The sequence below is a fragment of the Kaistella palustris DSM 21579 genome (genome assembly GCF_000422265.1).
Taxonomy (GTDB): Bacteria; Bacteroidota; Bacteroidia; order Flavobacteriales; family Weeksellaceae; genus Kaistella; species Kaistella palustris.
This window is the reverse complement of the sequence record NZ_AULL01000019.1, coordinates 66360-91021: the sequence shown is the minus strand read 5'-3', so window position 1 is coordinate 91021 and position 24662 is coordinate 66360. Positions and strand designations below refer to the sequence as shown.

Genomic DNA, 24662 nt, shown 5'->3' with positions numbered 1-24662 from the left:
AAAACCCAGCCGAAGCTGGGTAAAAACTAATAACCATGAAAACTCAAATTAAACATGAGAATCGTAATCTTAATTACAACTTCCGTGCCAAGAGAATTGGATCCTCTTTTTATGAACTTTCAACACAAATGTAGGAAAGATTTTGTACTTTTGCGCGATTAAAAAACAAGATATATGTCACATAAAATTACATTCACCATGATCAAGCCAGATGCTGTTGCAGATGGTCATATTGGTGCAATCCTGGGAAAAATTTCAGAAGCAGGTTTCAAGATCAAAGCCATGAAGTTAACTCAGCTTACTGTTTCCGATGCAAAAAAATTCTATGGGGTTCATGCCGAAAGACCTTTCTATGGAGAACTTGTGGAGTTTATGAGTTCGGGTCCGATCGTAGCGGCGGTTCTGGAGAAAGATAATGCTGTGGAGGATTTCCGAACACTTATCGGATCTACGAATCCTGCTGATGCTGCTGAAGGCACCATTAGAAAAATGTTCGCAAGAAGCTTAGGTGAAAACGCGGTACACGGTTCTGATTCTGATGAGAATGCTTTGATCGAAGCGCAGTTCCATTTTGCCGGGAAAGAAATTTTCTAAGACATTAAAAATAATGATTTAAATGTTCAGTTGCTACTGAGCATTTTTTTTATTAAACCATAAAAAAAGTCCCTCTGCTGCGGGACTTTTTGGTTTATATGGAATGTTACAATTTAAATCTTCAGAAGCTCTATCGTTTTTTCAGGAACTTCCGACGAAAAAACTGCGTTGCCCGCGACCAGAACATCGGCGCCGGCCGCAAAAAGTTTTGCTGCATTTTCCAAATTCACACCACCGTCAACTTCGATCAGCGCAGTGGAATTATTGCTGAGAATAAGGTCTTTGGTTTCTGCAATTTTCTTGTAAGTATTTTCGATGAATTTCTGGCCACCGAATCCGGGGTTCACACTCATCAGTAAAACCAGATCCACCTGTTCAATTATATCTTCCAGAAGCAACACAGGGCTCGCGGGATTAAGTACCACACCGGCTTTTGCGCCACGGTTTTGGATGAGTTCTATGGTCCGGTGCAAATGTGTGCACGCCTCATAGTGAACAGAAACAAGATCTGCGCCCTGATCGATGAATTCCTCCACATATTTCTCCGGCTCTACGATCATCAGATGTACATCAACAAATTTTTGGGTATGTTTCTGCACGGTTTTCATTATGGGAAAACCGAAGGAAATATTAGGCACATAGCGGCCATCCATCACGTCGACATGGATCCAGTCCGCGTGCGAGCGGTTCAGCATTTCTATGTCACGCTGCAGATTTCCAAAGTCGGCTGAGAGCAGGGAAGGAGCAATCAATTTTGTTTTCATTATAAAATTTCGGTTTTTTTCCTTTTTTAATGTTGAATTTTAAATGTTAAAACTTTTCATTAATGATATTTGAGGTTCATATCGGGTTCGATCTGGAGAAGCGTTTCGTAAATAAGCTGGATCACGTTTGCCACATCCTCTTTTGCGACCATTTCTACCGTCGTGTGCATATAGCGAAGTGGAAGCGAAATCAGCGCGGACGGAACGCCACCGTTGGAGTGGGCAAATGCATCTGTATCAGTTCCGGTTGCTCTGCTCGCGGCCGCACGCTGAAAAGGAATATCCTTGTTTTTCGCGGTCTTTACGATGAGATCGCGTAGCGTGTGATGAACGCTTGGCGCATAAAATACAACCGGTCCGCCACCACATTTCTGATCACCTTCCTTTTTCTTTTCGATCATCGGCGTGGTGGTATCATGCGTCACATCTGTAACAATGGCGATATTTGGTTTAATGGTATCAGCGATCATATCAGCCCCGTATAAACCGACTTCTTCCTGCACAGAATTGGTCACGTACAGGCCAAACGGAAGTTTTTTGTTATTTTCTTTCAGCAGTCTTGCCACTTCTGCAATCATGAAACCGCCGATCCTGTTATCCAGGGCGCGACAGACAAAATACCGGTCATTCAACTCGAAGAATTCATCGGGATAAGTGATCATCGAACCAACAAAAATGCCCAGATCCTCTACTTCCTGTTTGGTCGTGGCACCGCAGTCAATAAATATATTTTCCAGTTTTGGTATGGGTTCATCGGAATTGAGGCCTCTGGTATGGATCGCAGGCCAGCCAAAGACGCCTTTTACCATTCCTTTTTCACCATGAATATTCACGACTTTGGAAGGTGCGATCATCTGGTCGGAGCCACCGTTACGGATCACGTAAATTAAGCCTTCATCCGTAATATAATTTACATACCACGAAATCTCATCGGCGTGCGCTTCGATCACCACCCGGAATTCGGCATCAGGATTTATGACACCATAGCATGTTCCGTAATGGTCAACCCGGGTTTCATCCACAAATGGCTTAATGTAATCCATCCAGACTTTTTGGCCGTTGTGTTCGTAACCTGTTGGCGAGGCAGTGTTTAGATATTGTTCTAAAAATTGAAGAGATTTTTTTTCGAATTTCATATAGAAAGGAATGAATTTTGTTAATGCAAAGCTTGACCTTATATGACGTAAAAGTAATGAAATTATATAAACTTGTAATTCTGATTCTGTTGGTTTCAGGATTTTTGGGGAAGGCTCAACAGGATTCGATCATGATGAAACCCATCAGCCAATATCCCAAAGAATTATTAAAAACAGATGAACTCGGAAATCTGTATTATTATGATGAAGGACAGAAAGCGCGGATTTATGAGATAAACGGAGAAAATGTGGTGGTGATGGATGAGTTGATCCTTTTTAATAAACCGCACTTCAATAATCAGCTCGACCAGAATTACTATTATTTCCTTAATAAAAAACTCACACGCGTATATCCACTTTTTCTCACAGCCCTGGATCAGTATGAAGATATACAGGATGAGTTAAAAGATCTTGATAAAAATACGCAACGGAAATATGTAAATGCACGTCAAAACGCCCTTGCCGATAAATATGAGTCCCAGTTACGGGATCTCACCACAACAGAAGGCCGGGTTTTCGCAAAGCTTATGAACAGGGCTACAGGAAAAACAGTGTATGAAATCATCAAAGACCTGCGCGGTGGCTGGAGTGCTTTCTGGTGGAATGTGAAAGGGAATATTGCCGATGTCGATATAAAAGAACCTTTCGATCCGTACAGAAACAGAACCGACCAGTTCCTGGAAAATCTGCTGCAGAGCAACTGGAACGCCGGTTATTTCCGACCATATCCCGGTTATCAAAAATTTAAAATAAAGAGAAATTAATGAAAAAAATCAGTTCCAACGCTTTGCTTTTGCTGGCGTTATTTGCATTTAATTTCGCCTATTGCTGGGGAACAACCGGTCACCGCGTAATTGCCGAGATCGCTGAAAATCACCTTTCAAATAAAGCCAAAAGACATTTGAAAAAAATTATTGGTGATGAGAAACTTGCTTATTACGCCAATTGGCCAGATTTTATAAAAGCAGATACCACCGGTGTTTGGAAGTCCACGGATCAGTGGCATTATGTGAACGTAAATCCACAAGCAAATTTAAAAGCATTTACTGATACCCTGCGTGCACAGAAAGCACCGAATATATATACACAGATTAAAATACTTTCCGATCAGATCAAAGATAAAAGCACTTCCGACAAAGACAAAGAGATTGCACTTCGTTTTTTGGTTCATCTGATGGGAGATGCTGCCCAGCCGCTGCATTTAGGCAGATTAGGCGATCTCGGAGGTAATAAGATCAAACTGAAATTCTTCGGTGACAATACAAATCTGCACTCACTCTGGGATTCAAAACTGGTCGATTTTCAAAAATACAGTTACACCGAATTCGCAAGGGTGCTGGATGTAAAATCGAAATCGGAAGTCGCCGCGATACAGGCGGGAACGCTGGAAGACTGGCTATACGACAGTCACAAAGCCGCAAATAATATTTACGCCAATGCAAAAGAAGGCGCTTCTTATGCCTATGATTACAATTACAAGTATGAAGCGTTACTGGAACGTCAGCTTCTGTACGGAGGCTTGCGCCTGGCGAAAGTGCTGAACGAAATCCTATAGAAATTTTTTCTGCAAAATTTCGTAAACTATTTTATCGACCGGTAAACTGAATGGGTTTTCTTCACTTTCGAGGGAAATCCATTCTGCTTTTTCAATACATGGATCCAGGATCAGAAAATCTGCTTCATCCACAATTTCCACCAGATAATACAGGGTTAGCAGTTGCTCATTGTCGCGGAATCTGGAGACAATAAAATCTTCCTGTGTGTACAGGTGGCTCAGGATGTTGATCTTCACGTTGAGCTCTTCATCGAATTCGCGCCGCAGACAGTCGAGAACGCCTTCGCCAAACTCCAGTCCGCCGCCGGGCAGTTTCATTAGATGCTCGCCCGCATATTCTTCAAACAGTACCAGCACTTTTTTATCTTTTACCGCGGCTGCGTACACGCGCACGTTTATTTTGTCTATCATATAAATTGTAAGATTGGTAGAAATCCAAAGTTAGGAAATATGATTATTATTAAAAAAACTTAAACGTGTAGTTTCACCGCATTGATCATTTCCCTTTTTCCCGGTGGACCTGCTTTTTTCTGCACCTCAAAATTAAGCTCTTTCAGGTTGCGGCGTACGCTTCCTTTGGACGAGTATGTCGTGAGCAGTGCACCTGTGTTCATAGTTTCTGACACCATTTCAAGCAATGGCATTTCCCAGAGGTCCGGCTGCACGCGTGCGCCAAAGCAGTCGAAGTATACAAGGTCAATTTTCGGCAGCCCAAGCTCAGGAAGGTCAAAAAAGTCGCATTCATATTTCGTGAGATAGAAATTCGGCAGTATTTCAACAGTCTTATTCCACGGGCAGCTGTGCATTTCGGTGTATGCCGATCTGAGTTCCGGAAATAAATTGCTGTACCCAAGTTCATTCACTTCAGCGGTTGAAACGGGATGTTTTTCGAGGGTGAAATAATTAATTATATGATTTTTATCAGTTTTCAAAAATTCATTAATAGTAACCAAAACATTTAAACCTGTTCCAAAACCGAGCTCTAAAATGTTAATTTCGTAAGTTTCGACTAAATTAAGTCCATTTTTGATAAAGACGTGCTGCGCTTCCTGAACCGCACCGTGGTGCGAGTGGTAACTTTCGTTTAAGTCACTGATAAATAATGTTTTACTTCCATCAGAAGTGGTTCGTACTTCCCTTTCCATTCGGATTTTTTTCAAAATTAATTTAAAATTTTGATATTTGGAAAATTATATTAAATTTGTAGAACATCAAAAAAAATTTTTAATATGATAATTCAAAAATCTACAAATCCGAGAATTTCAACTTTTGATTCCAATAATTTTTCCTTCGGAAATACCTTTATAGATCACATGGTGATCTGTGAATATGAGAACGGAAAATGGGGTGAGGTGAAGGTTGTTCCTTATGGTCCGCTTCCTTTTTCTCCTGCTATGATGGGTGTAAATTATGGCCAGGCATGTTTCGAAGGTATGAAGGCGTATAAGGACGAAGATGATCAGGTTTTTCTTTTCCGTCCCGAAAAGAATTTTGCACGTATCAATAAATCAGCAGCCAGACTGGCAATGCCCGAAGTTACCGAGGAAATATTCTTAGGCGGCTTAAAAGCACTGGTCGATATTGACAGAGAATGGATCCCGAAAGGCGAGGGAATGTCACTGTACATCCGCCCACTTATTTTCGCTACCGAAGAAGCCTTAAAAGCGAGAATTTCAAATAAATATATGTTCGCGATCGTGGCAACACCGGCCAAGAGTTACTATACAGAACCCGTTTCAGTAAAAATTTCTGATTTCTATTCACGTGCAGCAAGCGGTGGAGTAGGTTCCGCTAAAGCAGCAGGAAACTATGCGGCTTCCTTTTACCCCACGCAGCTGGCGATGGAGGAAGGTTATGACCAGATTATCTGGACAGATGATGCTACCCATAAATATTTTGAAGAAAGTGGAACTATGAATGTTTTTGTCCGCATCAATGATACCATTATTACGCCGCCGACTTCGGAAAAAATTCTGGATGGTGTAACCAGAGACAGCTTTATACAACTGGCCAAAAAACGCGGTCTTGAGATCAAGATTGAACCTATAGCGGTGAAAGACGTGATCGAAGCGCAGAAAAACGGCAGCCTGAAAGAGGTTTGGGGTGTAGGAACTGCAGTTGTAACAAGTGTTTTCCAGGCTTTGGGTTACGACGGTGAAAAACTTGAACTGCCAAAATTAAGCAACGATGAAAGCTTTGCTTTAACTTTGCAGAAAGATTTGGTAGACATTCAAACAAACAAGGCGGAAGATCCTTTTGGATGGAGAGTTTTGGTTGAGAAAAATGTAATGGAAACAGTGTAACTGGGAAACTTTCGAAAAATAAAAACCGGAGAAAATTTTTGATCCGGTTTTTTCGTTTTATAATTGATGCGAATTCCTTATTTTCGCAAAAGTTTTTATGCAAAAAGTAATCTTGCTTTCCTCATTCCTTCTGCTTGGCTGTGCCCAGAATACACCATCGCACCCACCGGTCGGCGGTTTCCTGAGTGAAAAAGATTTAAACACTTCCAAAAACAGGGCAAAGAACCTGAATGAAACTGAACGGGGGCAGATCAGATACTGGATAGAGAACCAGACAGAAAAGTTTTATCCTATGAATTTAAATTACTGGGTAAACATCGAAAATTTGCAGCAAAACCCAAAAAAAAATGATGGCGACGACATATCGTATGAGTATGACATCTACGATTTTGACCAGGCAAAGCTTTACGAAAAGCCCAAACGGAATATCAATGTACGTTTTGGCCATTTTGAAGAACTGAAAGCGGTAGAGGATGTACTGAGGTATTTGCCCACGAACTCTGAAGCCACACTTTTGGTTCCGTCGGTTTTGGCGTTCGGAACGTACGGTGATAACGAGAAGATCCCAAATGATATGCCGCTCATCATTAAAATAAAAGTATTATAAAACTGAAATTAAATGCTAAAGAAAAATTTTTTAATCGCAGCCGCCGCAATTTCACTTGCCAGTTGCACCCCAATTTATAAAAAAATGAACGTAGACAAAGAAACTTACGAAGGTCTGAAAGATGGCCTTTACGCCAATTTCCAAACTTCTAAAGGAAATATGATCGTGAAATTCGAAGACGAAAAAGCGCCCGTAACAGTTGCTAATTTCGTGGGCTTGGCTGAAGGTAAAATCGAAAATAAATCCAAAGCGAAAGGCGTTCCTTTTTACGACGGAACCAAATTTCACCGCGTGATCAAGGATTTTATGATCCAGGGTGGTGATCCGCTTGGTACGGGCATGGGCGATCCCGGCTATAAGTTCGATGATGAGAAAAATGACCTGGAACATACCGGCAAAGGAATTCTTTCCATGGCGAACTCCGGTCCTAATACCAACGGCAGCCAGTTTTTCATTACAGAAGTTGCAACGCCGTGGCTGGACGGGAAACACACTATTTTTGGTAAAGTGGTGAAAGGCGAAAATGTAATCGATGATATTGCAAACGTAGAAAAAGGTCCGCAGGATAAACCTAAAACCGATGTAATTCTGGAAAAAGTCTCTATATTCACCAAAGGCGATGAGTATAAAAACTACGATGCTGCCCAGATCTTTAGCGAAGGAAAAGGTAAAATTCAGGAAAAAAATAAAGCCGCAATGGCCAAAATCGCTGCTGATAAAAAGAAAAAAGAAGAAGAGTTTGCCGCAAACCAGCAACGTCTTGTAGATGATTTTAAAAAAGATATGCAGGTAACACCTTCCGGTCTGTACTATAAAATTACCAAAACCACTACAGGCGAAGCTCCAAAAGCTGGTGACCAGGTTTCCGTACATTACGCGGGAAAACTGATCGACGGAACCGAATTCGATTCATCTTTCAAGAGAAATCAGCCAATTGATATTCCGATTGGAGTAGGACAGGTAATCAAAGGTTGGGACGAAGGTATTATGCTTTTAAAGGAAGGTGAAACAGCCACATTGCTTATTCCGTCTGAGCTGGGTTACGGTGCAGCCGGCGCCGGCGGAATTATTCCACCAAATGCATGGTTGGTTTTCGACGTTGAACTTGTAAAAGTTAAAGGGAACGCCACCAGATAATTTTCTGTAATAAAAATTTTTTTCAACAAAGCAGCATTTCTTCGGAGTGCTGCTTTTATTTATTATAGATGGAAGTTCACACCTGTTTCAAGGCTATAAACAAGGTATTTTTATAGACATTAAACAAGGCTGCACAGCAAAAACGATTTCCTGTTAGTTATCTCTAACATTTTTTCCGTCGTTTAAAAGCTGTTGAAGTATTTTTTATTATAAAATCGCTTTCAAGTTGAAGGTCTAAATTCCACTGAAGGTTCGCTGCCGCGACTTTTTAAACTACTTTTTCGCCGCAGATCTTGCAATAGCGCGCGTCATCATCAATATCAGCGTTACCACATCTGTTACAGACTTTTCCGAGTTCCTGGCGCTTGGCACGCATTTCTGCCGTAACGATTCCCGTAGGTACGGCAATGATCGAGTAACCCGCAAGCATCAGTAAAACTGAAAGAAATTTACCCAGCGGCGTGCTTGGTGACACATCGCCGTAACCGACCGTTGTAACAGTAACCACGGCCCAGTAAATACTTTGCGGTATGCTTTCGAAACCTTCGCGGTGACCCTCGACCATAAACATCATTGAACCGACAATGACCGAAAAAATCATTAGGAACAACAGGAAAATATAGATCTTCCGTGAACTGTTTTTTAATGCGGTTACAATAAAAGAACCGTCATTCATAAAATCGAGCAGATTAAAGATCCGGAAAACCCGCAGCATTCTAAGCATCCTTAAAATGAGGAAATATTTGGTGATCGGAATGAAAAGACTTAAATAAAAAGGTAGAATTGCCAGAAAATCTATCACACCGAAAAAACTGAGAATATAGGCTTTCTTATTGCGGATTGTGAGAATGCGCAGCACATATTCCACTGTAAAGATCAGTGTAATGATAATTTCCAGCACCACAAATGTGCGGTGAAGTTTTGCATCGAAAACTTCTACGCTTTCCATCATCACGATAAAAGTGCTGATCAGGATCAGTCCCAGCAAAAGCATGTCGAAAATTTTACCGAGCTTGGTGTCTGCCTTAAAAATGATGCGAAAGAGCTGGCGTTTCCACTTTTGGCGTTCCGGTATAAAATCGTGTTCCTTTTCCATATGCAATCTCAAAAAAATTAAAAATAGATAAATAATTCCTACTTTCGTGACAAACTTAAGAAAATGACAGTTAACGAAGCGATAACGGAACTCGGAAAAAGGCTGCCACTTGGCCGGGCAGAAGATTTCGACAATACAGGACTGCTGTGTGGTAAGCCCTCGCGGGAAGTTTCCGGTATTCTTGTTTCGCATGACACGCTGGAATCTGTAGTTGATGAAGCCATTACTTCAGGCTTAAATCTAATTGTGAGTTTCCACCCGATTTTGTTCTCAGGTGTGAAATCTTTGACAGGAAAAAACTACGTGGAACGCTCCCTGCTGAAAGCAATTGAAAATAAAATTGCAATTTATGCCGTTCACACTTCTTTTGATAACGATTATTTTGGCGTGAACTACGGCATTTGCGAAGCGCTTAAGTTGAAAAACCAACAAATTCTGCTTCCCAAAAAAAACAGTTTAAAACGGCTGGATGTATATGTTCCGCGCGATTTTGCTGAAAAAGTTAAAGAAGCCCTGTTCGCGGCCGGGGCGGGAAATATTGGTTTTTATGATGAGTGCAGTTTTGCGGTTTCCGGCAACGGGACATTTCGCCCGGTTGAAGGTTCAAACCCCTTCTCCGGCAAACTTGGTGTGAGGGAAAACGCAGCAGAAGAAATTATTTCTGTTATTTTCGAGGACTTCAGGCAGCATTCTGTGGTTGGCAATATGAAAGCCGCACATCCTTACGAGGAAGTTGCCTACCAGATCTTAGATCTTGAAAATGAAAATCAATACACAGGTTTGGGCAGATTTGGCAACCTGCCGGAAGAAATGGAGGAAGAAGTATTCCTGAGATATGTGCAGAAGATCTTCGATTTAAAAGTGATCCGACATTCGGAGTTCAATTCAAAAAAAATCAGCAAAGTCGGTGTTTTGGGTGGCAGCGGCGTAGGTGCGATTGATGCGGCTTTGGCACAGAACTGCGATGCTTATCTCACGGGCGACATCAAATACCACGATTTTTTCAAAAACGCAGGAAAAATGCTGATTTGTGATATCGGCCACTATGAATCCGAACAGTTTGTGGTGCAACAATTATTTGATATATTGTCGGAAATTTTTCCTAAATTTGCAATCTCAAAATCTGTTGTAAAAACCAATCCTGTAAATTATTTTTTATAAAAAATATGGCTAAAAAAATTGTAGAAATCTCCGTTGAAGATAAGTTAAGAGCGCTTTACGACCTGCAAATTATCGATTCACGTTTAGACGAGATTCGCAACACACGCGGCGAACTGCCGATCGAAGTTGAAGATCTGGAAATTGAAATCGAAGGCCTGGAAAAGCGTGCGGAAAAATTTCAAAACGAAGTTAAGGAACAGAATGCCGAGATCAGTACGAAAAAAGAAATCATCAGTCATTCACAGTCATTGATCGAGAAATATAAAACGCAGCAGGATACGGTACGGAATAATAAGGAGTTTGAAGCTTTGGGTAAAGAGATTGAGTTCCAGGAGCTTGAGATTCAACTGGCCGAAAAACGCATCAGAGAATACAGCGTAAAGATCGAACATAAAAATGAAACTTTCGAAGAACTTAACAATAAAATTAAGGAGCTGAAAAACCACCTTAAATTTAAAAAAGAAGAACTCGAGAATTTAGTTTCCGAAACGCAAAAGGAAGAAGATTACCTGCTTGAAAAATCTAAGGAATTCGCAAAAAATATCGATGAGCGTCTGTTGGCATCTTACCAGAGAATCCGCACGAATTCGCCAACCGGTCTGGCAGTTGTTGGTTTGGAAAGAGGCGCGCCAAAAGGTTCATTCTTTACAATTCCGCCACAGAAACAAATGGAAATTGCCCAGCGCAAAAAGATCATTATCGATGAACACAGTGGAAAAATCCTTGTTGATGATGATTTGGTAAATGAAGAAACTGAAAAGATGAGAGAAATTATCAAGTTTTAATTTCCTCTTTCATAAAAGTAAAACCGGCACATATTTTTTCGTGCCGGTTTTTTTGTACTTAAATTAAAATTAGGAAATAACCGCGTTTTCCAGGCATTCTTTAATCCTTTTCATAGCCTCGGTAAGTTCGCGCTCAGAGGCGGCATACGAAAAACGAATACATTCTGCATTACCGAACGACACCCCGCCAACGCTTCCTACCAGCGCGAAATCCAGAAGGAACATCGCAAAATCATCAGCATCTTTTATGGGAATTCCATTCAGCGTTTTACCGAGGTAGAACGAAATGTCGGGGAAGAAATAAAAGGCGGCTTCCGGATAGTTCACTTTAAAGCCGGGGATTTCCTTCATCAGTCCGTAGACCAGATCACGCCGTTTACGAAACGCTTCGATCATATACCGGTATTCGCTGTAGTCGGTCTGAAGTGCCGTAATAGAAGCTTTTTGCGCCATTGTGTTTGCGCCGCTCGTCATCTGGCCCTGAATTTTTTCGCAACCTTCTGCCAGCCAAACCGGGCACGCCGAATAGCCGATACGCCAGCCGGTCATGGCAAAAGCCTTCGACATTCCGTTGATGACTGCGGTCTGCTCATAAACCTGCGGAAATTCCGCGATAGAAGTATGCTTGCCGCCGTAATTTATATATTCATAAATTTCGTCTGAAATAATTGTAATCTGCGGATATCTTGCAACCACGCTTGCGATCTGCTCCAGTTCCTCATAGCGGTAATAACTCCCGGACGGATTACACGGCGAACTGTACAATATGGCTTTTGTCTTCGGGGTGATCGCCTTTTCCAACTCTTCAGCAGTCATCTTAAAATCAGTTTCAATGGATGTCTCGATGAAAACTGATTTGCCGCCCATCATTTTTACCATTTCATCATAGCTCACCCAATAGGGCGCCGGCAAAATCACCTCGTCACCGTCGTTTATTATAGAAGAGAGTACGTTGATGATTGCGTGCTTTGCACCGTTTGAAACGCAGATTTGCTTTGGCTCATATTCCAAATTATTGTCGCGTTTCAGTTTATCACAAATCGCCTGCCTCAGATCGAGAAATCCGGGAACGGGCGAGTAGTGGCTGAAGTTGTTTTCAATAGCTTCGAAAGCGGCTTTTTTAATGTTTCGTGGCACATCAAAATCGGGTTCACCCAAAGTCAGACTGATGACATCCAGACCGTTTGCCTTCATTTCCCGAACCTTGTTGCTCATCACAAAAGTCTGCGAAAAACTGAGTCTGCGAAGGCGTTCAGCATATTTTTCCATATTATTTTATAAAGATTTTCAAAGATAAATTTTTTCTTCAGAGTTAATGAACTTGTTTCTTTAAATTTGTGAAATTAAATTTATTCTATGTCAGTTTCTCTTATTCAGACCTATTTCCCTGAACTTACCGAAAACCAAATCCAGCAGTTTGAGCAGCTGGCTGATCTTTACGCGGACTGGAATAAGAAGATAAATGTGATTTCCCGGAAGGATATGGATTCACTTTACGAAAAACATATTCTCCATTCATTGGGAATCGCGAAAGTAATGGCTTTTGCACCACAAACCAAAGTGTTGGACATCGGCACAGGTGGCGGTTTTCCCGGTATTCCGCTGGCGATCCTTTTCCCGGAAGCACATTTTACGCTTATTGATTCTATCGGAAAAAAAATAACCGTGGTTAAAGAAGTTTCTACCGCGTTAGGTCTGCAGAATGTGACAGCAATTCACGGTCGCGCCGAAGATTTGAAAGAGCGTTTTCATTTTGTGGTAAGCCGTGCGGTTACCCAGATGCCAGTGTTTCTGCGATGGCTGCGGGGCAAATTCGAGAAAGAGCAGTTTAACAGCAGACACAATGGCGTTCTGTACCTGAAAGGCGGTGATTTAACAGATGAGCTGAAAGGTTTGAAAACTGAAATATTTAATCTTCAGAATTATTTCGATGGTGAATTTTTCGAAACTAAAAAAGTAGTATATTTATCTAAAGGAAATTTCATTTCCTGATTCCGTATAATAAAGCGGTTATCGTTAGCGTTCTTATAAAAAATTTGGATCATGAAAAAACTTTTATTTTTTTGTCTGCCATTGTTATTCTTAATGATCGCAGTGAGCTGTAACGACCGTGAAGAGGGCGACCAGATAAAAACAACCGAAGCTGTAAAAATCGACAGTGTAAAAGTTGCGCAATATTCAATGGATGTTTTTACTACGCAAACCATTAAGACCTACTCCAACTATTCCTCAAACTGCGAAGGCTTTTTTGGTTATGATTACCTGCATACGGAACCGCTCGAGCGACAGGTAGTTTCCTATAAATTCAATACCACAGCGGCTTGTGGCGAACCGGTTACCCGGGCGTCTCAGATTAATTTCAGACCTCAGGAAGTGGGAACCTATAAATTTCGGTTTTGGAACGGAACAGATTCTGCCGGTCAGGATCAGTGGCTCGAAAAAATTATTGAAGTGCATTAAGAACGCTTTAACTTTAAAAAGTCCCGGAAGAACAGGTAGTTTTTCCGGGATTTTTGGTTTAATTTTCTTATTTTTCATTTTTAATAAATCATGAAGTTTCTCAACAAAATCATCACTGAACTGCTCGCCCAAAATCCGGATCTTTCCGTATTTGATATTGTGTTGCCGGGTAAGCGGCCCATTGTTTTCATTAAGCAAATCCTGAAACAGAAAAATTATTCGGGTTTTCTGCCGGCTTTTCTTACTGTTGAAGACCTGATCCGCGATCTCTCCGGAAAGCAAGCCGTGCAGGGAATTTCTCTGTGGCTTTTCGCCTACGATCTTTACCGCGAAATTCAGCCCGATGAAGATTTCGCGCAGTTCCTGAAATGGTTCCCCACTTTACTTAAGGACTGGGATGATATTTTGAAGTTTTCGGAAAGCGACACCGCGGTCCTGGAGTATATGTTCGATGAAGAACGCATTAAAAACTGGTCGGAAAATCTGGGCGATTCCGAAGATACACCACGACGTAGATTCCTTAATTTCTGGCAAAAAATGAATATGTTTTTGCCGCTTTTAAAACAGAAACTAAACGAAAAATCTTGGGCGACCACAGGAATGATCCACGAAACAGCAAAAAACAAAATTGAAGATTTCGCAAGAGAAACAACGCGGCAGTTTGTTTTCTGCGGCTTCAATGCCTTCACGCCGGTGGAGGAGAAACTTGTGAAGAATCTTTTGCAGTGGGATAAAGCGCAGTGTTTTTTTCAGGCCGATTCGTATTATGTAAATGATGAGCGGCAGGAAGCCGGAAAATTTCTGCGTAAGCATCAAACATGGAAAGAATTTAATGAGAGCCGTATTTTTCAGTGGACCGAAGAGGACTTTGCACAGCCAAAAACAGTCAAGGTTTACGAGGTTTCAGGAAATGTTACCCAAACTAAAGTACTGCCGGAAATCCTAAATGAAACCGCTGATAAAGATTTTTCGCACACCGCAGTCATTTTGCTTGATGAAAACCTGTTGCCCGCAAGTTTAGATTCCCTAAGCGGAGTTGAACACCTGAATATTACCATGGGTTTTCCGCTCAAAAACCTTGCGTTCAGCAATGCAGTTAAAAAGCTTTTCTACCTCCAAAAACAACTCGAGAAAAAGGACAGTTCGTATTACTATAATGATGTGCTATCAGTAATTGAAGAGCTGCCAAACAGCGCCGCAGATCTGCAGATTATTTCTTCATTTAAAATTAAGATCGAGGAGCGTAACATCGTATACATCAGCAAAAAGCTGTTGGCAGAATATTTAGAAGACCTTTCATATTTTCAACTGCTGCAGAAGCAAAAATCGGTTACAGCCTTTTTAGATTTGCTTATTGATTACTGTTATCAGTTGAAATTCACGGATTTAGATGATATCCTGTTTGAAAATATTTCCCATTTCGAAAAAAGTTTTAAAATCATTAAAGCGCAGATATTGCCGTACTCTTTTCCCGTTAAGATGGAAACTCTCGAAGTGCTTATCAATCAGCTGGTGAACTCCGAAGCCATTGACTTTCAAGGTGAACCCGTTCAGGGATTACAGGTTATGGGCTTGCTTGAAACGCGACTTCTAAACTTCGAAAATATCATTCTGCTCTCGGCCAATGAAGGGAAACTTCCGCTGGGGAATTCACAGAATACTTACCTTCCTTTTGATGTACGCCGTCATTTTGACCTGCACACTTTTTTGGAGAACGACAGTATTTATGCGTACCATTTCTACCGGCTGCTGCAGGATGCAAAGAATATACACCTGCTTTTCAACGCGCTGGGTTCCGGCGTAAATACCGGTGAAAAAAGCCGCTTTATTACACAGCTTGAAATTGAGGACAAACACCATCAGATCGAAAATATTATAGTTGAAAACTCCTCGCATCCGATAAGTGAAGAAGCGGTGCAGATCGAAAAAACAGAGGCGGTACTGGAAAAACTTAACCTTTGGAAAAACCGCGTTTCAGCTTCCCACCTTGCGTCCTATCTTTATAATCCGATTGATTTCTATCTTTCAAAAATTCTGAATACAAGAGAAACAGGCGAGATCGAAGAGGAACTTTCGCAGAGAAGTTACGGTAATCTCGTACATTACGCATTACAACATATCTATGAAAAGTTTACCGGTAAAGTATTATCGGCTAAGGATTTATCGCTGTCACCTGAAGCGCCGAACGAAGCTATAAACGTGGCGGTGGATAAGCTGCAGCATCAGTTGGAATTCTACGAAAGAGGTATGAATTTTATTCACAAATCCATTGCCGAAAGAGTAGTGCGCAGTGTTTTGGAATATGACCGCAATCTGATTGCTAAAGGAAACTCGCTGGAAATTGTGAGTGTTGAAGGTAACTTTGAAGGCATTGAATTTTACCTGGATTCCGACAGAAGCGACAAAGTCTCATTCTACGGTTTTATAGATAGAATTGACCGACTCAATGGCCAACTGCGCATCATTGATTTTAAAACAGCCAAAACCAAAAATCTGATTATTGCCGCACCAAAAAAACCGGAAGATGAAGAAAAACTGGAAAAATTATTCTTCCGCGAAGATTATAAGCAGGCAATGCAGCTTTCAATATATGCCTATTCCGTTCTGAGTTCAGATAATTTACCCGACAACTTTGTACAGTGCGGAATCTGGAGTTTTGCAGAAGTAAATAAAGGCGTACAGAACCTTCAAATTTTTGGCGAAGATCAGATTTCACTTTCGCTTTTAGAAACGCCGATGAAATCAATAAAAAACCTCATGACAGAAATTCTGGATCCTGAAACCGACTTTGTTGAACAGGTAAAAATATCGTGGGAAAGCTAAAAAAACCTTTAAAAAAATTAAAGGTTTTACAGTTATTTATTAAAAAGCATTGATGCCGGTAATATCCATCCCGGTGATGAGCAGGTGTACGTCGTGTGTACCTTCGTATGTAATTACAGATTCCAGATTTGCCGCATGGCGCATCATCGGGAATTCACCCATAATTCCCATTCCACCGAGAATTTGCCGCGACTCGCGTGCAATATCAATCGCCATTTTCACATTATTTCTTTTGGCCATTGAGATTTGAGCAGGCGTCGCTTTGTGGTTGTTTTTAAGATTACCAAGCTGCAGACAAAGCAGCTGAGCTTTGGTTATTTCTGTTAAAAATTCGGCCAGTTTTTTCTGTTGCAACTGGAACGACGCGATGGGTTTGCCAAACTGTTTTCTTTCCTTTGCATATTGCACAGCTGTACAGTAGCAGTCCACGGCCGCGCCGATTACTCCCCAGGAAATGCCGTAGCGTGCAGAGTTCAGACAGGATAACGGTCCTTTTAGTCCAGTCACATTAGGCAGCAGATTTTCTTTAGGAACTTTCACATTATTGAAAACCAGCTCACCGGTTTTCGAAGCGCGGAGACTCCATTTGTGGTGCGTTTCCGGCGTAGTAAATCCTTCGAACGCTCGCTCCACAATAAGTCCCTGCACTTTTCCGGATTCATTTTTTCCCCATACAATGGCAATATCGCACACCGGTGCGTTTGTAATCCACATTTTTGCACCGTTCAGAAGATAATGGTCACCTTTGTCCTCGAAGTGTGTTTCCATTGAACCCGGATCAGACCCGTGATTAGGTTCGGTAAGGCCAAAAGATCCGATCAGTTCGCCGGTGGCCAGTTTCGGCAGGTATTTTCTTTTCTGTTCTTCGGATCCGAATTCATTAATAGGAAACATGACCAGGGAGCTTTGTACTGAGGCTGCCGAACGAACTGCTGAATCGCCGCGCTCAAGTTCCTGCATGATAAGCCCATAGGAAATCTGGTCAAGACCTGCGCCGCCATATTCTTCCGGGATATAGGGTCCCAACGCACCGATTTTTCCCAATTCCTGCATCAGATTCGGAATGTCGGTATGATTCTGTGCAGCTTCATCGATCTTTGGCATGACGAAACTTTCTACCCAATCGCGAACAGACTGCCGGATTAATTTATGCTCTTCGGTCAGTAGATCGTCCATTGAAAAATAATCCGGAATAGTTGTAAGAGGGTAGTATGACATTGTTTTTAAGTTTTTGCTAAAATTAGGATTTTTTCAAAGGATGGCGAAATTTTTAAAATAAAAAATAATATGTCGTTCCGTTATAAAAAATCTGCACAGCGGTTTTCGGTTCACAAAAAATCCATAGAAATATAATGCTGAATTTCTGTATTAAAATAAAAGTAAAGAATGGAATTATTTGGACGAAAAATTCCTGGTAAAATCTGTGCAGTCAACGGGGCTTAATGAATTTCCCTCGTATTTTAACTGAGATGGATTTGCGTAGAAATCCTGCATTCCTTCGGTTTTATGGTCACCAATTCCTTCAGTAATTTTCCCGTCCTTTAAAAGGAAATAAATTTCGCGCTCAGATTTTGTGCCTTCCGCTGTAAAGTTATAGGTCAGTTTCAAAGTATCGCCATTTTTTGTGCCGATAATATCACCTGAAGAGCTGTCTTTTTCGAAATTTTTGTAGCGCATTTTTCCGGTTAGTGTCCCCAAATTATCTTCCAGCGAAATAAACACCGAATCTTTGCCGGTGTTGCCCGCGTAACAGCTTTGTACAGTCGAAGATTCGATGGGTTCGTTGGTTTCCGGAACTACTACAACGCTGTCGGCCCGTTCTGCAGAAGGTGTTTCGGTAATTTTCTTTTCGCAACTGCAAAATGTAAAAAGTAAAGCGCCGGCGAATAAGACATTTCTCATAGAATATTGTTTTTTTAATGATGAATCCAAATTTAGTGAAATTTCGCTGAAAGTTTATAGGCGGAATTCTAAGAGATACAGCAGCTGAGAAAGGAAATACTGAAGTTTTCTGCGGGTCGCCATTTTTGGGGAGGAAAAATATCGGAAATCCTTAGATTGAGTTGATGAAATCCGAGAAGGCAAATAGTGTTGTATGGTTAACCGTTTCATAAAGTTAAATTCTTCAACCGTAACGAAGATCTAAGTAATAATTAATGCAAAATATGCGGCACAAAAAAAGTCCTATAATTTATATTATGTTAAATTGGGTTCGTATTTGTATTTGCATTGGTGCTTAGGATTTAGGTATTTCTAGTGATTTCTAAGTTTATATGGAATAACTCTTTTTTCCTGTCATCGGTGTTTATTCCGGAAACCCCGCTTTAAAATATGAGGGTGAAATCTTGCAACAATGTTTCTTTAGTTCAACCTTTACCTTTTAAGAATCAGTCTGGTTTAGAGATTTGTATAGGCAACATTATATTTCTACGCCATGTTTTAAAGATGTATCAGCTGTTTTGAAATAAAACGTTTGCGATGACTGCTCAGGTCCAAAAACTATAACAGGATTTTGCTGAGCAGATCTTCAAAAACTGAAAATCCTTAATAAAAAAATTATTTTCGGATATAAAGCTGCCGTTGCCTGCATTTCAGATCGCCTTCGCGAAGCCAGGAATCAGACCATTTTTTATTTCCCCGCAGCTCGTCGAGTGCCAGGGGTTCTGTGCTTTTTAATCCCGTATTTCTCCAGTGAAAATGGTCTACAAGGCGCAGCGCTTCAATGGCGAAGGCTGTAACGACGTCTTTATCAGAGATTTCCAGCAGATTGTCACCATTTTTCTGCTCGGGGCCAAATGCCAGATTACTGCTTCCACAGTAAACGACCGGATTCTTTCCTTTGAAGTTTACTACGATAAATTTATGATGAATTGCATATCCATCGACACCGGGAACAGATCCAAAAGGTTCGGGTAAATTATTTTCAATGCCGTGCGCAGCAACCCTGATACCTTTTTTGGAGTTAGGTTTATACAGAAAAATCCCGAAATCGGCGTCATTTTTACCGATGGTGTCGGTGATGCCGTAACTAAAGACGTTTTCATTGGCGATCTGCTTTCGCAGGGAGGCTAAAATACTTCCTGCACTTCGGTCGTTCATCACGGCAAAAAGTATATCTGTAGTGTCGTCTTTTTCGAGCACAGCACTTATTCTGGAAAAAATACGCTCAGCGTCCTCCTTTTTATGAGGGGCAAAAGTAACTGTCATTTTTGGTGAAGTCACGGTTTTTAGCACGTTGTGATCGTCGGCTGAACACGTGCTGCCTTTAAAATTTTTCATATTTTCGGGCCCAAAAGAAGTATCAAACAGGTCTGAATACAGTTTTCCTATTTTTAAGTTTTTAAAAATGATGATATGATTGCTGTTTACATACAGTCCGTTTGTAGAGAAATTTGCTGAGCCCGTGAGCACTTTTTTTGGCGTCGCGCCTTTCATTTGAATCATAATTTTGCAGTGCGCCAGCGCGCTGAAATGACCGCGTTTCAACATTTCGGCGTGGCCCGATTTTAAAAATTCGCTTTCAAAAACTGTTTCCCAGGCTTTGCTTTCAGTATGGCTTTTTGAGTCGTCGAGTATCATCATGAGGCGGTTTTGCTGTGCCAAATGCAGTAATCTTTTGCAGATCTCCGGCTCATCAAGATCGAAAGCCAAAACCTTTAAACTTAGTTTTTTATCATTGATAATTTCATCCAGAAACTCCACCACCCTGCTCCTCGCCTGCCAACCGAGCCATTCATGTTGTTCTTCAAAGGAGTATGGAACCATTTCGTAGCGGTGTTTTGTACTGTTCCAGCGTTTCGCGGAGCCGGCTGTCTGTTTTATGTCAAAAGTAAGCGAATCGTTGATTTTTGGCCGGACCGAATTATTCGTTCTGCTAAAGCGCGTGGCATAGGCAACCGAAGAAACAAATCCCCGCGTAAAAGCAATTATAGCATTTTTCTCGATGTATGGCTTTACCGGTATTTCAAGCGTAACAGAAAGATCTTCATTTATTGGTTGGAAAATTCCGTTGATGATGTATCTTGGCGTGACGGTATAAATGTAATCGCCGAAAATGGCTTTACGTGTGGCCACATCAGTGTTCGGTATGTGAACCCAGTTAAATTTCTGAATCGGAGAATACAGCGTGGAGTTTTTGTCATTCTGCGGAATAGCATTTTTAAGCATAAAATCCTGGCTGAAGGTCAGGCGGTTATAAAGAAATTGGTCGGCTGTTCCGGTCTGTTTGCACTTGTAAGAAATTGTGAATCCTGCTAAACCTGTCGTCAGTACGGGTTTAACATCGAAGGCCAACAGCGTAATTGCATCTCCCTGATAGGCACGGACGCTCACACCATTTCTTGTTTTAAATATTTCCATCGTTTCCGGATTTTACTTTAAAGAAATAAAATTATAAGTTTTCCAGTAAAAAATTTCAGGCGTAAACACGGTATTTTTCTAAAATATTGGCATTAAACTTAACAAAAAAGCCGCACAAAAACTGCACGGCTTATATATGAAAACCCATGAACCGGGACTGTCACCAGCGGGACTCGCGTCGGCGGCTGATCATCTGGTCAATTGAATATCTGCCGGGTCCCATAGCAAAGATCATCAGGTAAACCGACAGATAGAGCAAACTGAGCTCGCGTTTTGCAAAAGGATCTGCGCTGTGTACGAAAAGTCCGGCAACGCCCATGGCTACTACCAAAAAGAAAACTGCGGCACGTGTAAACAATCCCAATATTATAAAAATAGAGCAGACAAATTCGGCAAAAATAGTGAGGACTAAAGATGTCTTGGCGCCCATCCCCAGGAAACTGAAGAACTTGATCTCATCACCCGAAAACAGCATCTGCAGCTTTGGGAAACCATGCGAAAGCATAGCAAAACCTACAAAAATACGGATTGCAAGCAGTACGATATCAACAATGAGAGGATTGCTTTTTGTTGAAGTGAAATAATTCATGAATTAATTTTTATTCAAATGAAACAATAGTCTTTTTTTTGGGAAAAGTGGGTTTTCTAGCGGTAACCGAAATTTTTCAGGTCGCGGTCATTTTTGCGCCAGTCTTTTTTCACCTTTACAAAGAGGTTGAGATGGATTTTTTTCGAGAAAAATTTCTCTAGATCCAATCTTGCTTCTGTGCCTACTTTTTTGATCGCCTCGCCTTTGTGACCGATAATAATACCTTTCTGGGTGTCACGTTCTACATAAATCACAGCATCGATGAAGATTATACCCTCATTTTCCTTGAACTGCTCGGTGACGACCTCTACAGAATAAGGAATCTCTTTTTCGTAGTTTAACAGGATTTTCTCGCGTACGGTTTCGTTAACAAAAAAACGCTCCGGCTTATCGGTATACTGATCTTTATCGTAATAAGGCGGGTTTTCCGGCAACAGTGATTTTAATTTCGGTAAAATAATGTCGGTATTAAAACCTTTCAACGCAGAAATCGGCAGTATCTCTGCCTTGGGAATTCGCTCATGCCACAACTCCATCACTTTTTCCAAATCCTCCTGATTCGACTGGTCAATTTTATTCACAAGGATAAGAACAGGAACCGGAATTTTGTTGAGCTTTTCTACCAGAAAGTCAAAGGGTTCGGTTTTGTCCAGAATATCCACAATGAACAGAAATACATCTGCATCCTGCAAAGAATCCTTCACAAAATCCATCATTTTTTCCTGCAGACCATATTTCGGATCCAGGACACCTGGTGTATCGGAAAATACGATCTGCAGATCTTCTTCATTATAAATCCCAAAAATACGGTGGCGTGTAGTTTGCGCTTTCTGCGTTACGATCGCGAGTTTCTCGCCCATCAGTTGGTTTAGGAGTGTGGATTTACCGGCATTCGGCTTTCCTACAATATTTACAAATCCTGCTTTATGCATTCTGTTTTTTTTTATTTTTAATGGCGTCAGCTTTTACAAAGCGCCAATTCCTGCAAAGGTAGTGAAACATTGCTGTCCGCGTAAATCCGGCGTTTTTATTTAAGGGTTTTCCCGTTATATATAAAACGGAATATTTTTAAAAATATATACCCGCTGCAAACACCGTTAGTGAGCGGATTTTTTGTGATTGTTCTGAAGGACTAAACTGCAGTCTTTTTTGTTAGAAATCCCGCAAACAGCTAAGTTTACTTTTAAAGCAGAAAAATGCCTTACTTTTTAAAAACAACCGGGAGAATCTCATTTTCAAGAAGTCCATATTTGAGTCGGTCTGCGGCGGAGAAATTCCTTGAGTAATAGTTGATGTCGACTTCAAAACCTGTTTCATGAAGCCGCTGAAAATAATCCATACCATACCAGCGCACGTGATCATACTGCCCAAAATGTTTCTGCCTTTCTTTTGGATCTTTAATGGAAGAATCCTCATAACTTTTCTCCAGCGTGTTTTTTAACGGAACCTGAAGGATTCCCCAGCCGCCTTTCCGCATTACCCGATAAAGTTCACGCATTGCTTTGCGGTCATCATCAATATGTTCCAGCACATGATTACAAAAAACAATGTCGAAACTCTCATCATCAAAAGGAAGATCCAAAATATCCGCTTTCACATCAACGAGCGGTGAATAAAGGTCCGCAGAAATATATTCCAGATTCTTCATCCTCCGGAATCTCCGGAAAAATTCCTGTTCCGGCGCAATATGCAGGACTTTCTGTTTTTTGGTAAAGAATTCGGTTTCTTTTTGAAGATAAAGCCACATTTGGCGGTGTCTTTCTAAACTCAGTGTGCCGGGCGAAAGTGCGTTTTCCCGCTGTTTGCCGTAGCCGTAAGGCAAAAACTTGCGGTAGGATTTACCGTCGATGGGATCTGTGAATCTGTTGCCGCGGAAAAACTGTACGATTAAAGGGCGGGCCCAGATACTGGCCTTGATCAGCAATGGCCGTGGAATTTTATTTAAAAGGAATTTAGTCAGACTCTTCATCAGAAATCCAGCGTAAACGGCTTTTCCTCGTCGCTTGATATGCCCAAAGCATCGTAAATATATTGGTAAGTCGAGAGCAGGACCGGCTTTCCGCCGATAATGCAGACATCGTGTTCAAAATGTGCGGAAGGCGAGTTGTCGGCGGAAGTTACCGTCCAGCCGTCGCTGTGGAACTTAACTTTTTCAGTCCCCAAATTAACCATGGGTTCGATGGCGAGCACAATTCCGTCTTTTAAAACTTTTCCGCTTCCTTTCCTGCCATAGTTGGGAACCTGTGGATCCTCATGCATTTTTCTGCCGAGGCCGTGGCCAACCAGTTCACGTACAACGCCGTAACCATGCTTTTCGCAATGTTCCTGAATGGCATGGGAAATGTCTCCTACCCTTTTGCCGCGTACACATTGTGCAATTCCTTTATAAAGAGCTTCTTTTGTTACTTTTAAAAGCTTTTTGGTTTCCGGCGCAACCTCACCCACTTCAAATGAGTATGCATGATCGCCGTAAAATCCATTCATATAAACGCCACAGTCCACGGAAAGAATATCTCCTTCTTCAAGAGGTTTGTCGTTCGGAATGCCGTGCACCACTTCCGAATTTGGAGAAATGCAGAGATTTTTCGGGAAACCATACATGCCCAAAAACGCAGGCTCGCCACCATGATCACGAATAAATTCACCTCCCAGATTATCCAGATGCAATGTAGAAATTCCCGGTTTGATTTCTTTTGCAAGCATGCCCAAAGTTTTGGAAACAAGCTGTGCACTTTCTTTCATTAACCGCAGTTCCTCAAGTGTTTTTAAAATGATCATCTGTTTAAAAGTGGTTTTATTATTGAATGTTATTTGTCTGTATCGAAACTTTCTCTCTTACCAGAACAGCCCTTTCTTTTTGTCCTTTTTCATTTTCGAATAAGCAAGGACTTCAGAACCTTCTACACGAAACTCGATCCGGTCTTTGATGATGTTGTAAATTTCGCCCCAACCCGGGAAACCACCGAGATTACGGTCGTCAATGAACAGATCGGCATCTATTTTTCGGGAAGCATCCGCGTTATTGAAAATTTCACCTTCAAAACTTGAATTTACAGCATAAAATTCAACACCGTTTTTTTTGCAGAATTCTACGGCTTCATCCAGAGTTTTGCCGTGGCGGTAAGTCCACAGAATTAAACGGTAACCTTCTGACTGCAGTTTCCGCAGGGTTTCGAAGGCAAAGGTTTTTGGCTTGCCAATACCCGGATATGCGTCGTCGACCACCGTTCCGTCGAAGTCTATGGCCAATTTTTTATTGCTGTTCATCGTTATGTGATTCAATTTTTGCAAAG

25 protein-coding genes are annotated in these 24662 nt (G+C 41.3%); 11 read left to right on the top strand and 14 right to left on the bottom strand.

Annotated elements, in window-relative coordinates; all coding sequences use genetic code 11:
- Nucleotides 1–174 precede the first annotated feature (174 nt).
- Nucleotides 175–594: a nucleoside-diphosphate kinase gene (locus H562_RS0109540; RefSeq protein WP_027377301.1), complete on the top strand. Its 420-nt coding sequence runs from the start codon at nt 175–177 to the stop codon at nt 592–594.
- A 113-nt stretch (nt 595–707) separates the two neighbouring features.
- Here the strand turns inward: H562_RS0109540 and rpe are convergent, their stop codons facing one another.
- Both rpe and H562_RS0109530 read right to left on the bottom strand, forming a co-directional pair.
- A complete protein-coding gene (rpe, locus tag H562_RS0109535; RefSeq protein WP_027377300.1) occupies nt 708–1358 on the bottom strand; it encodes a ribulose-phosphate 3-epimerase in 651 nt (216 codons plus the stop codon).
- Between the two features lie 59 nt (nt 1359–1417).
- Nucleotides 1418–2494, bottom strand: a complete 1077-nt coding sequence (locus tag H562_RS0109530) for a M28 family peptidase (protein WP_027377299.1) — start codon at nt 2492–2494, stop codon at nt 1418–1420.
- A 56-nt stretch (nt 2495–2550) separates the two neighbouring features.
- Here H562_RS0109530 and H562_RS0109525 point away from each other — a divergent pair, with 56 nt between their 5' ends.
- Nucleotides 2551–3258: a DUF4294 domain-containing protein gene (locus H562_RS0109525; protein ID WP_027377298.1), complete on the top strand. Its 708-nt coding sequence runs from the start codon at nt 2551–2553 to the stop codon at nt 3256–3258.
- Complete coding sequence (locus H562_RS0109520) at nt 3258–4049, top strand: S1/P1 nuclease (protein ID WP_027377297.1); 792 nt, start codon at nt 3258–3260, stop codon at nt 4047–4049. The genes H562_RS0109525 and H562_RS0109520 overlap by 1 nt, the downstream gene beginning before the upstream one ends.
- On the opposite strand, the gene H562_RS0109515 is transcribed toward H562_RS0109520, so the two are convergent.
- Together H562_RS0109515 and mnmD are read right to left on the bottom strand one after the other, a co-directional pair.
- Nucleotides 4044–4460: an NUDIX domain-containing protein gene (locus H562_RS0109515; protein ID WP_027377296.1), complete on the bottom strand. Its 417-nt coding sequence runs from the start codon at nt 4458–4460 to the stop codon at nt 4044–4046. The two genes, H562_RS0109520 and H562_RS0109515, sit on opposite strands and share 6 nt — an antisense overlap.
- A gap of 59 nt (nt 4461–4519) precedes the next feature.
- A complete protein-coding gene (gene mnmD, locus H562_RS0109510; protein ID WP_027377295.1) occupies nt 4520–5194 on the bottom strand; it encodes a tRNA (5-methylaminomethyl-2-thiouridine)(34)-methyltransferase MnmD in 675 nt (224 codons plus the stop codon).
- A gap of 84 nt (nt 5195–5278) precedes the next feature.
- Between mnmD and H562_RS0109505 the strand changes: the two genes are divergently transcribed.
- The 3 genes from H562_RS0109505 to H562_RS0109495 all read left to right on the top strand — a co-directional run bounded on the left by H562_RS0109505 (nt 5279) and on the right by H562_RS0109495 (nt 8096).
- Nucleotides 5279–6352 carry a branched-chain amino acid aminotransferase gene (locus H562_RS0109505; protein WP_027377294.1) on the top strand — a complete coding sequence of 358 codons (1074 nt, stop codon included), beginning with the start codon at nt 5279–5281 and terminating at the stop codon, nt 6350–6352.
- Between the two features lie 97 nt (nt 6353–6449).
- Nucleotides 6450–6959: an FKBP-type peptidyl-prolyl cis-trans isomerase gene (locus H562_RS0109500; RefSeq protein WP_027377293.1), complete on the top strand. Its 510-nt coding sequence runs from the start codon at nt 6450–6452 to the stop codon at nt 6957–6959.
- An 84-nt stretch (nt 6960–7043) separates the two neighbouring features.
- Nucleotides 7044–8096 (top strand): peptidylprolyl isomerase, encoded by a 1053-nt coding sequence (locus H562_RS0109495; RefSeq protein WP_027377292.1) that lies wholly within the window; start codon nt 7044–7046, stop codon nt 8094–8096.
- A 268-nt stretch (nt 8097–8364) separates the two neighbouring features.
- Here H562_RS0109495 and H562_RS0109490 read toward each other — a convergent pair whose 3' ends face one another.
- Nucleotides 8365–9192, bottom strand: a complete 828-nt coding sequence (locus H562_RS0109490) for an ion transporter (protein ID WP_027377291.1) — start codon at nt 9190–9192, stop codon at nt 8365–8367.
- 63 nt (nt 9193–9255) lie between these two features.
- On the opposite strand from H562_RS0109490, the gene H562_RS0109485 reads away from it, so the two are divergent.
- Both H562_RS0109485 and H562_RS0109480 read left to right on the top strand, forming a co-directional pair.
- Nucleotides 9256–10353 (top strand): Nif3-like dinuclear metal center hexameric protein, encoded by a 1098-nt coding sequence (locus H562_RS0109485; protein WP_027377290.1) that lies wholly within the window; start codon nt 9256–9258, stop codon nt 10351–10353.
- A 5-nt stretch (nt 10354–10358) separates the two neighbouring features.
- Nucleotides 10359–11138 (top strand): zinc ribbon domain-containing protein, encoded by a 780-nt coding sequence (locus H562_RS0109480; protein ID WP_027377289.1) that lies wholly within the window; start codon nt 10359–10361, stop codon nt 11136–11138.
- 69 nt (nt 11139–11207) lie between these two features.
- On the opposite strand, the gene H562_RS0109475 is transcribed toward H562_RS0109480, so the two are convergent.
- On the bottom strand, nt 11208–12407 hold the full coding sequence (locus tag H562_RS0109475) for a pyridoxal phosphate-dependent aminotransferase (RefSeq protein WP_027377288.1): 1200 nt from the start codon (nt 12405–12407) through the stop codon (nt 11208–11210).
- Nucleotides 12408–12494: 87 nt separating this feature from the next.
- Here H562_RS0109475 and rsmG point away from each other — a divergent pair, with 87 nt between their 5' ends.
- The 3 genes from rsmG (at nt 12495) to H562_RS0109460 (ending at nt 16421) form a co-directional block, all read left to right on the top strand.
- Complete coding sequence (gene rsmG, locus H562_RS0109470; RefSeq protein WP_027377287.1) at nt 12495–13130, top strand: 16S rRNA (guanine(527)-N(7))-methyltransferase RsmG; 636 nt, start codon at nt 12495–12497, stop codon at nt 13128–13130.
- 51 nt (nt 13131–13181) lie between these two features.
- Complete coding sequence (locus H562_RS0109465; protein ID WP_027377286.1) at nt 13182–13598, top strand: hypothetical protein; 417 nt, start codon at nt 13182–13184, stop codon at nt 13596–13598.
- A gap of 90 nt (nt 13599–13688) precedes the next feature.
- A complete protein-coding gene (locus H562_RS0109460; protein WP_027377285.1) occupies nt 13689–16421 on the top strand; it encodes a PD-(D/E)XK nuclease family protein in 2733 nt (910 codons plus the stop codon).
- Nucleotides 16422–16460: 39 nt separating this feature from the next.
- Here H562_RS0109460 and H562_RS0109455 read toward each other — a convergent pair whose 3' ends face one another.
- The 8 genes from H562_RS0109455 to H562_RS0109420 all read right to left on the bottom strand — a co-directional run bounded on the left by H562_RS0109455 (nt 16461) and on the right by H562_RS0109420 (nt 24636).
- Complete coding sequence (locus H562_RS0109455) at nt 16461–17639, bottom strand: acyl-CoA dehydrogenase family protein (RefSeq protein WP_027377284.1); 1179 nt, start codon at nt 17637–17639, stop codon at nt 16461–16463.
- Nucleotides 17640–17813: 174 nt separating this feature from the next.
- Nucleotides 17814–18323, bottom strand: coding sequence for a hypothetical protein (locus H562_RS0109450; protein ID WP_027377283.1), 510 nt, complete (start codon nt 18321–18323; stop codon nt 17814–17816).
- A gap of 654 nt (nt 18324–18977) precedes the next feature.
- Nucleotides 18978–20780 (bottom strand): phospholipase D-like domain-containing protein, encoded by a 1803-nt coding sequence (locus H562_RS14935; protein ID WP_051190466.1) that lies wholly within the window; start codon nt 20778–20780, stop codon nt 18978–18980.
- A gap of 160 nt (nt 20781–20940) precedes the next feature.
- The gene (locus tag H562_RS0109440; RefSeq protein WP_027377282.1) at nt 20941–21369 is read right to left on the bottom strand and encodes a DoxX family protein; all 429 of its coding nucleotides are present in this window, start codon (nt 21367–21369) and stop codon (nt 20941–20943) included.
- Between the two features lie 56 nt (nt 21370–21425).
- Entirely contained in the window at nt 21426–22301 is an 876-nt protein-coding gene (era, locus tag H562_RS0109435; protein ID WP_027377281.1) for a GTPase Era, read from the bottom strand.
- Between the two features lie 269 nt (nt 22302–22570).
- Entirely contained in the window at nt 22571–23338 is a 768-nt protein-coding gene (locus H562_RS0109430; RefSeq protein WP_027377280.1) for a class I SAM-dependent methyltransferase, read from the bottom strand.
- A complete protein-coding gene (gene map / locus H562_RS0109425; RefSeq protein ID WP_027377279.1) occupies nt 23338–24147 on the bottom strand; it encodes a type I methionyl aminopeptidase in 810 nt (269 codons plus the stop codon). Before map ends, H562_RS0109430 begins: the two co-directional genes overlap by 1 nt.
- A gap of 57 nt (nt 24148–24204) precedes the next feature.
- The gene (locus H562_RS0109420; protein WP_027377278.1) at nt 24205–24636 is read right to left on the bottom strand and encodes a BT0820 family HAD-type phosphatase; all 432 of its coding nucleotides are present in this window, start codon (nt 24634–24636) and stop codon (nt 24205–24207) included.
- Between the last annotated feature and the right edge of the window lie 26 nt (nt 24637–24662).

What these genes read in the sequence shown, in the direction of transcription:
- H562_RS0109530 (WP_027377299.1), bottom strand. Translation starts at nt 2,494, where the DNA reads ATGAAATTCGAAAAAAAATCTCTTCAATTTTTAGAACAATATCTAAAC.
- H562_RS0109495 (WP_027377292.1), top strand. Translation starts at nt 7,044, where the DNA reads ATGAACGTAGACAAAGAAACTTACGAAGGTCTGAAAGATGGCCTTTAC.
- H562_RS0109490 (WP_027377291.1), bottom strand. Translation starts at nt 9,192, where the DNA reads ATGGAAAAGGAACACGATTTTATACCGGAACGCCAAAAGTGGAAACGC.
- H562_RS0109450 (WP_027377283.1), bottom strand. Translation starts at nt 18,323, where the DNA reads ATGAGAAATGTCTTATTCGCCGGCGCTTTACTTTTTACATTTTGCAGT.
- H562_RS0109480 (WP_027377289.1), top strand. Translation starts at nt 10,359, where the DNA reads ATGGCTAAAAAAATTGTAGAAATCTCCGTTGAAGATAAGTTAAGAGCG.
- rpe (WP_027377300.1), bottom strand. Translation starts at nt 1,358, where the DNA reads ATGAAAACAAAATTGATTGCTCCTTCCCTGCTCTCAGCCGACTTTGGA.
- H562_RS0109485 (WP_027377290.1), top strand. Translation starts at nt 9,256, where the DNA reads ATGACAGTTAACGAAGCGATAACGGAACTCGGAAAAAGGCTGCCACTT.
- H562_RS0109520 (WP_027377297.1), top strand. Translation starts at nt 3,258, where the DNA reads ATGAAAAAAATCAGTTCCAACGCTTTGCTTTTGCTGGCGTTATTTGCA.
- rsmG (WP_027377287.1), top strand. Translation starts at nt 12,495, where the DNA reads ATGTCAGTTTCTCTTATTCAGACCTATTTCCCTGAACTTACCGAAAAC.
- map (WP_027377279.1), bottom strand. Translation starts at nt 24,147, where the DNA reads ATGATCATTTTAAAAACACTTGAGGAACTGCGGTTAATGAAAGAAAGT.
- H562_RS14935 (WP_051190466.1), bottom strand. Translation starts at nt 20,780, where the DNA reads ATGGAAATATTTAAAACAAGAAATGGTGTGAGCGTCCGTGCCTATCAG.
- H562_RS0109430 (WP_027377280.1), bottom strand. Translation starts at nt 23,338, where the DNA reads ATGAAGAGTCTGACTAAATTCCTTTTAAATAAAATTCCACGGCCATTG.
- era (WP_027377281.1), bottom strand. Translation starts at nt 22,301, where the DNA reads ATGCATAAAGCAGGATTTGTAAATATTGTAGGAAAGCCGAATGCCGGT.
- H562_RS0109525 (WP_027377298.1), top strand. Translation starts at nt 2,551, where the DNA reads ATGAAATTATATAAACTTGTAATTCTGATTCTGTTGGTTTCAGGATTT.
- H562_RS0109420 (WP_027377278.1), bottom strand. Translation starts at nt 24,636, where the DNA reads ATGAACAGCAATAAAAAATTGGCCATAGACTTCGACGGAACGGTGGTC.
- H562_RS0109475 (WP_027377288.1), bottom strand. Translation starts at nt 12,407, where the DNA reads ATGGAAAAATATGCTGAACGCCTTCGCAGACTCAGTTTTTCGCAGACT.
- H562_RS0109455 (WP_027377284.1), bottom strand. Translation starts at nt 17,639, where the DNA reads ATGTCATACTACCCTCTTACAACTATTCCGGATTATTTTTCAATGGAC.
- H562_RS0109540 (WP_027377301.1), top strand. Translation starts at nt 175, where the DNA reads ATGTCACATAAAATTACATTCACCATGATCAAGCCAGATGCTGTTGCA.
- H562_RS0109500 (WP_027377293.1), top strand. Translation starts at nt 6,450, where the DNA reads ATGCAAAAAGTAATCTTGCTTTCCTCATTCCTTCTGCTTGGCTGTGCC.
- H562_RS0109440 (WP_027377282.1), bottom strand. Translation starts at nt 21,369, where the DNA reads ATGAATTATTTCACTTCAACAAAAAGCAATCCTCTCATTGTTGATATC.
- H562_RS0109465 (WP_027377286.1), top strand. Translation starts at nt 13,182, where the DNA reads ATGAAAAAACTTTTATTTTTTTGTCTGCCATTGTTATTCTTAATGATC.
- H562_RS0109515 (WP_027377296.1), bottom strand. Translation starts at nt 4,460, where the DNA reads ATGATAGACAAAATAAACGTGCGCGTGTACGCAGCCGCGGTAAAAGAT.
- H562_RS0109505 (WP_027377294.1), top strand. Translation starts at nt 5,279, where the DNA reads ATGATAATTCAAAAATCTACAAATCCGAGAATTTCAACTTTTGATTCC.
- H562_RS0109460 (WP_027377285.1), top strand. Translation starts at nt 13,689, where the DNA reads ATGAAGTTTCTCAACAAAATCATCACTGAACTGCTCGCCCAAAATCCG.
- mnmD (WP_027377295.1), bottom strand. Translation starts at nt 5,194, where the DNA reads ATGGAAAGGGAAGTACGAACCACTTCTGATGGAAGTAAAACATTATTT.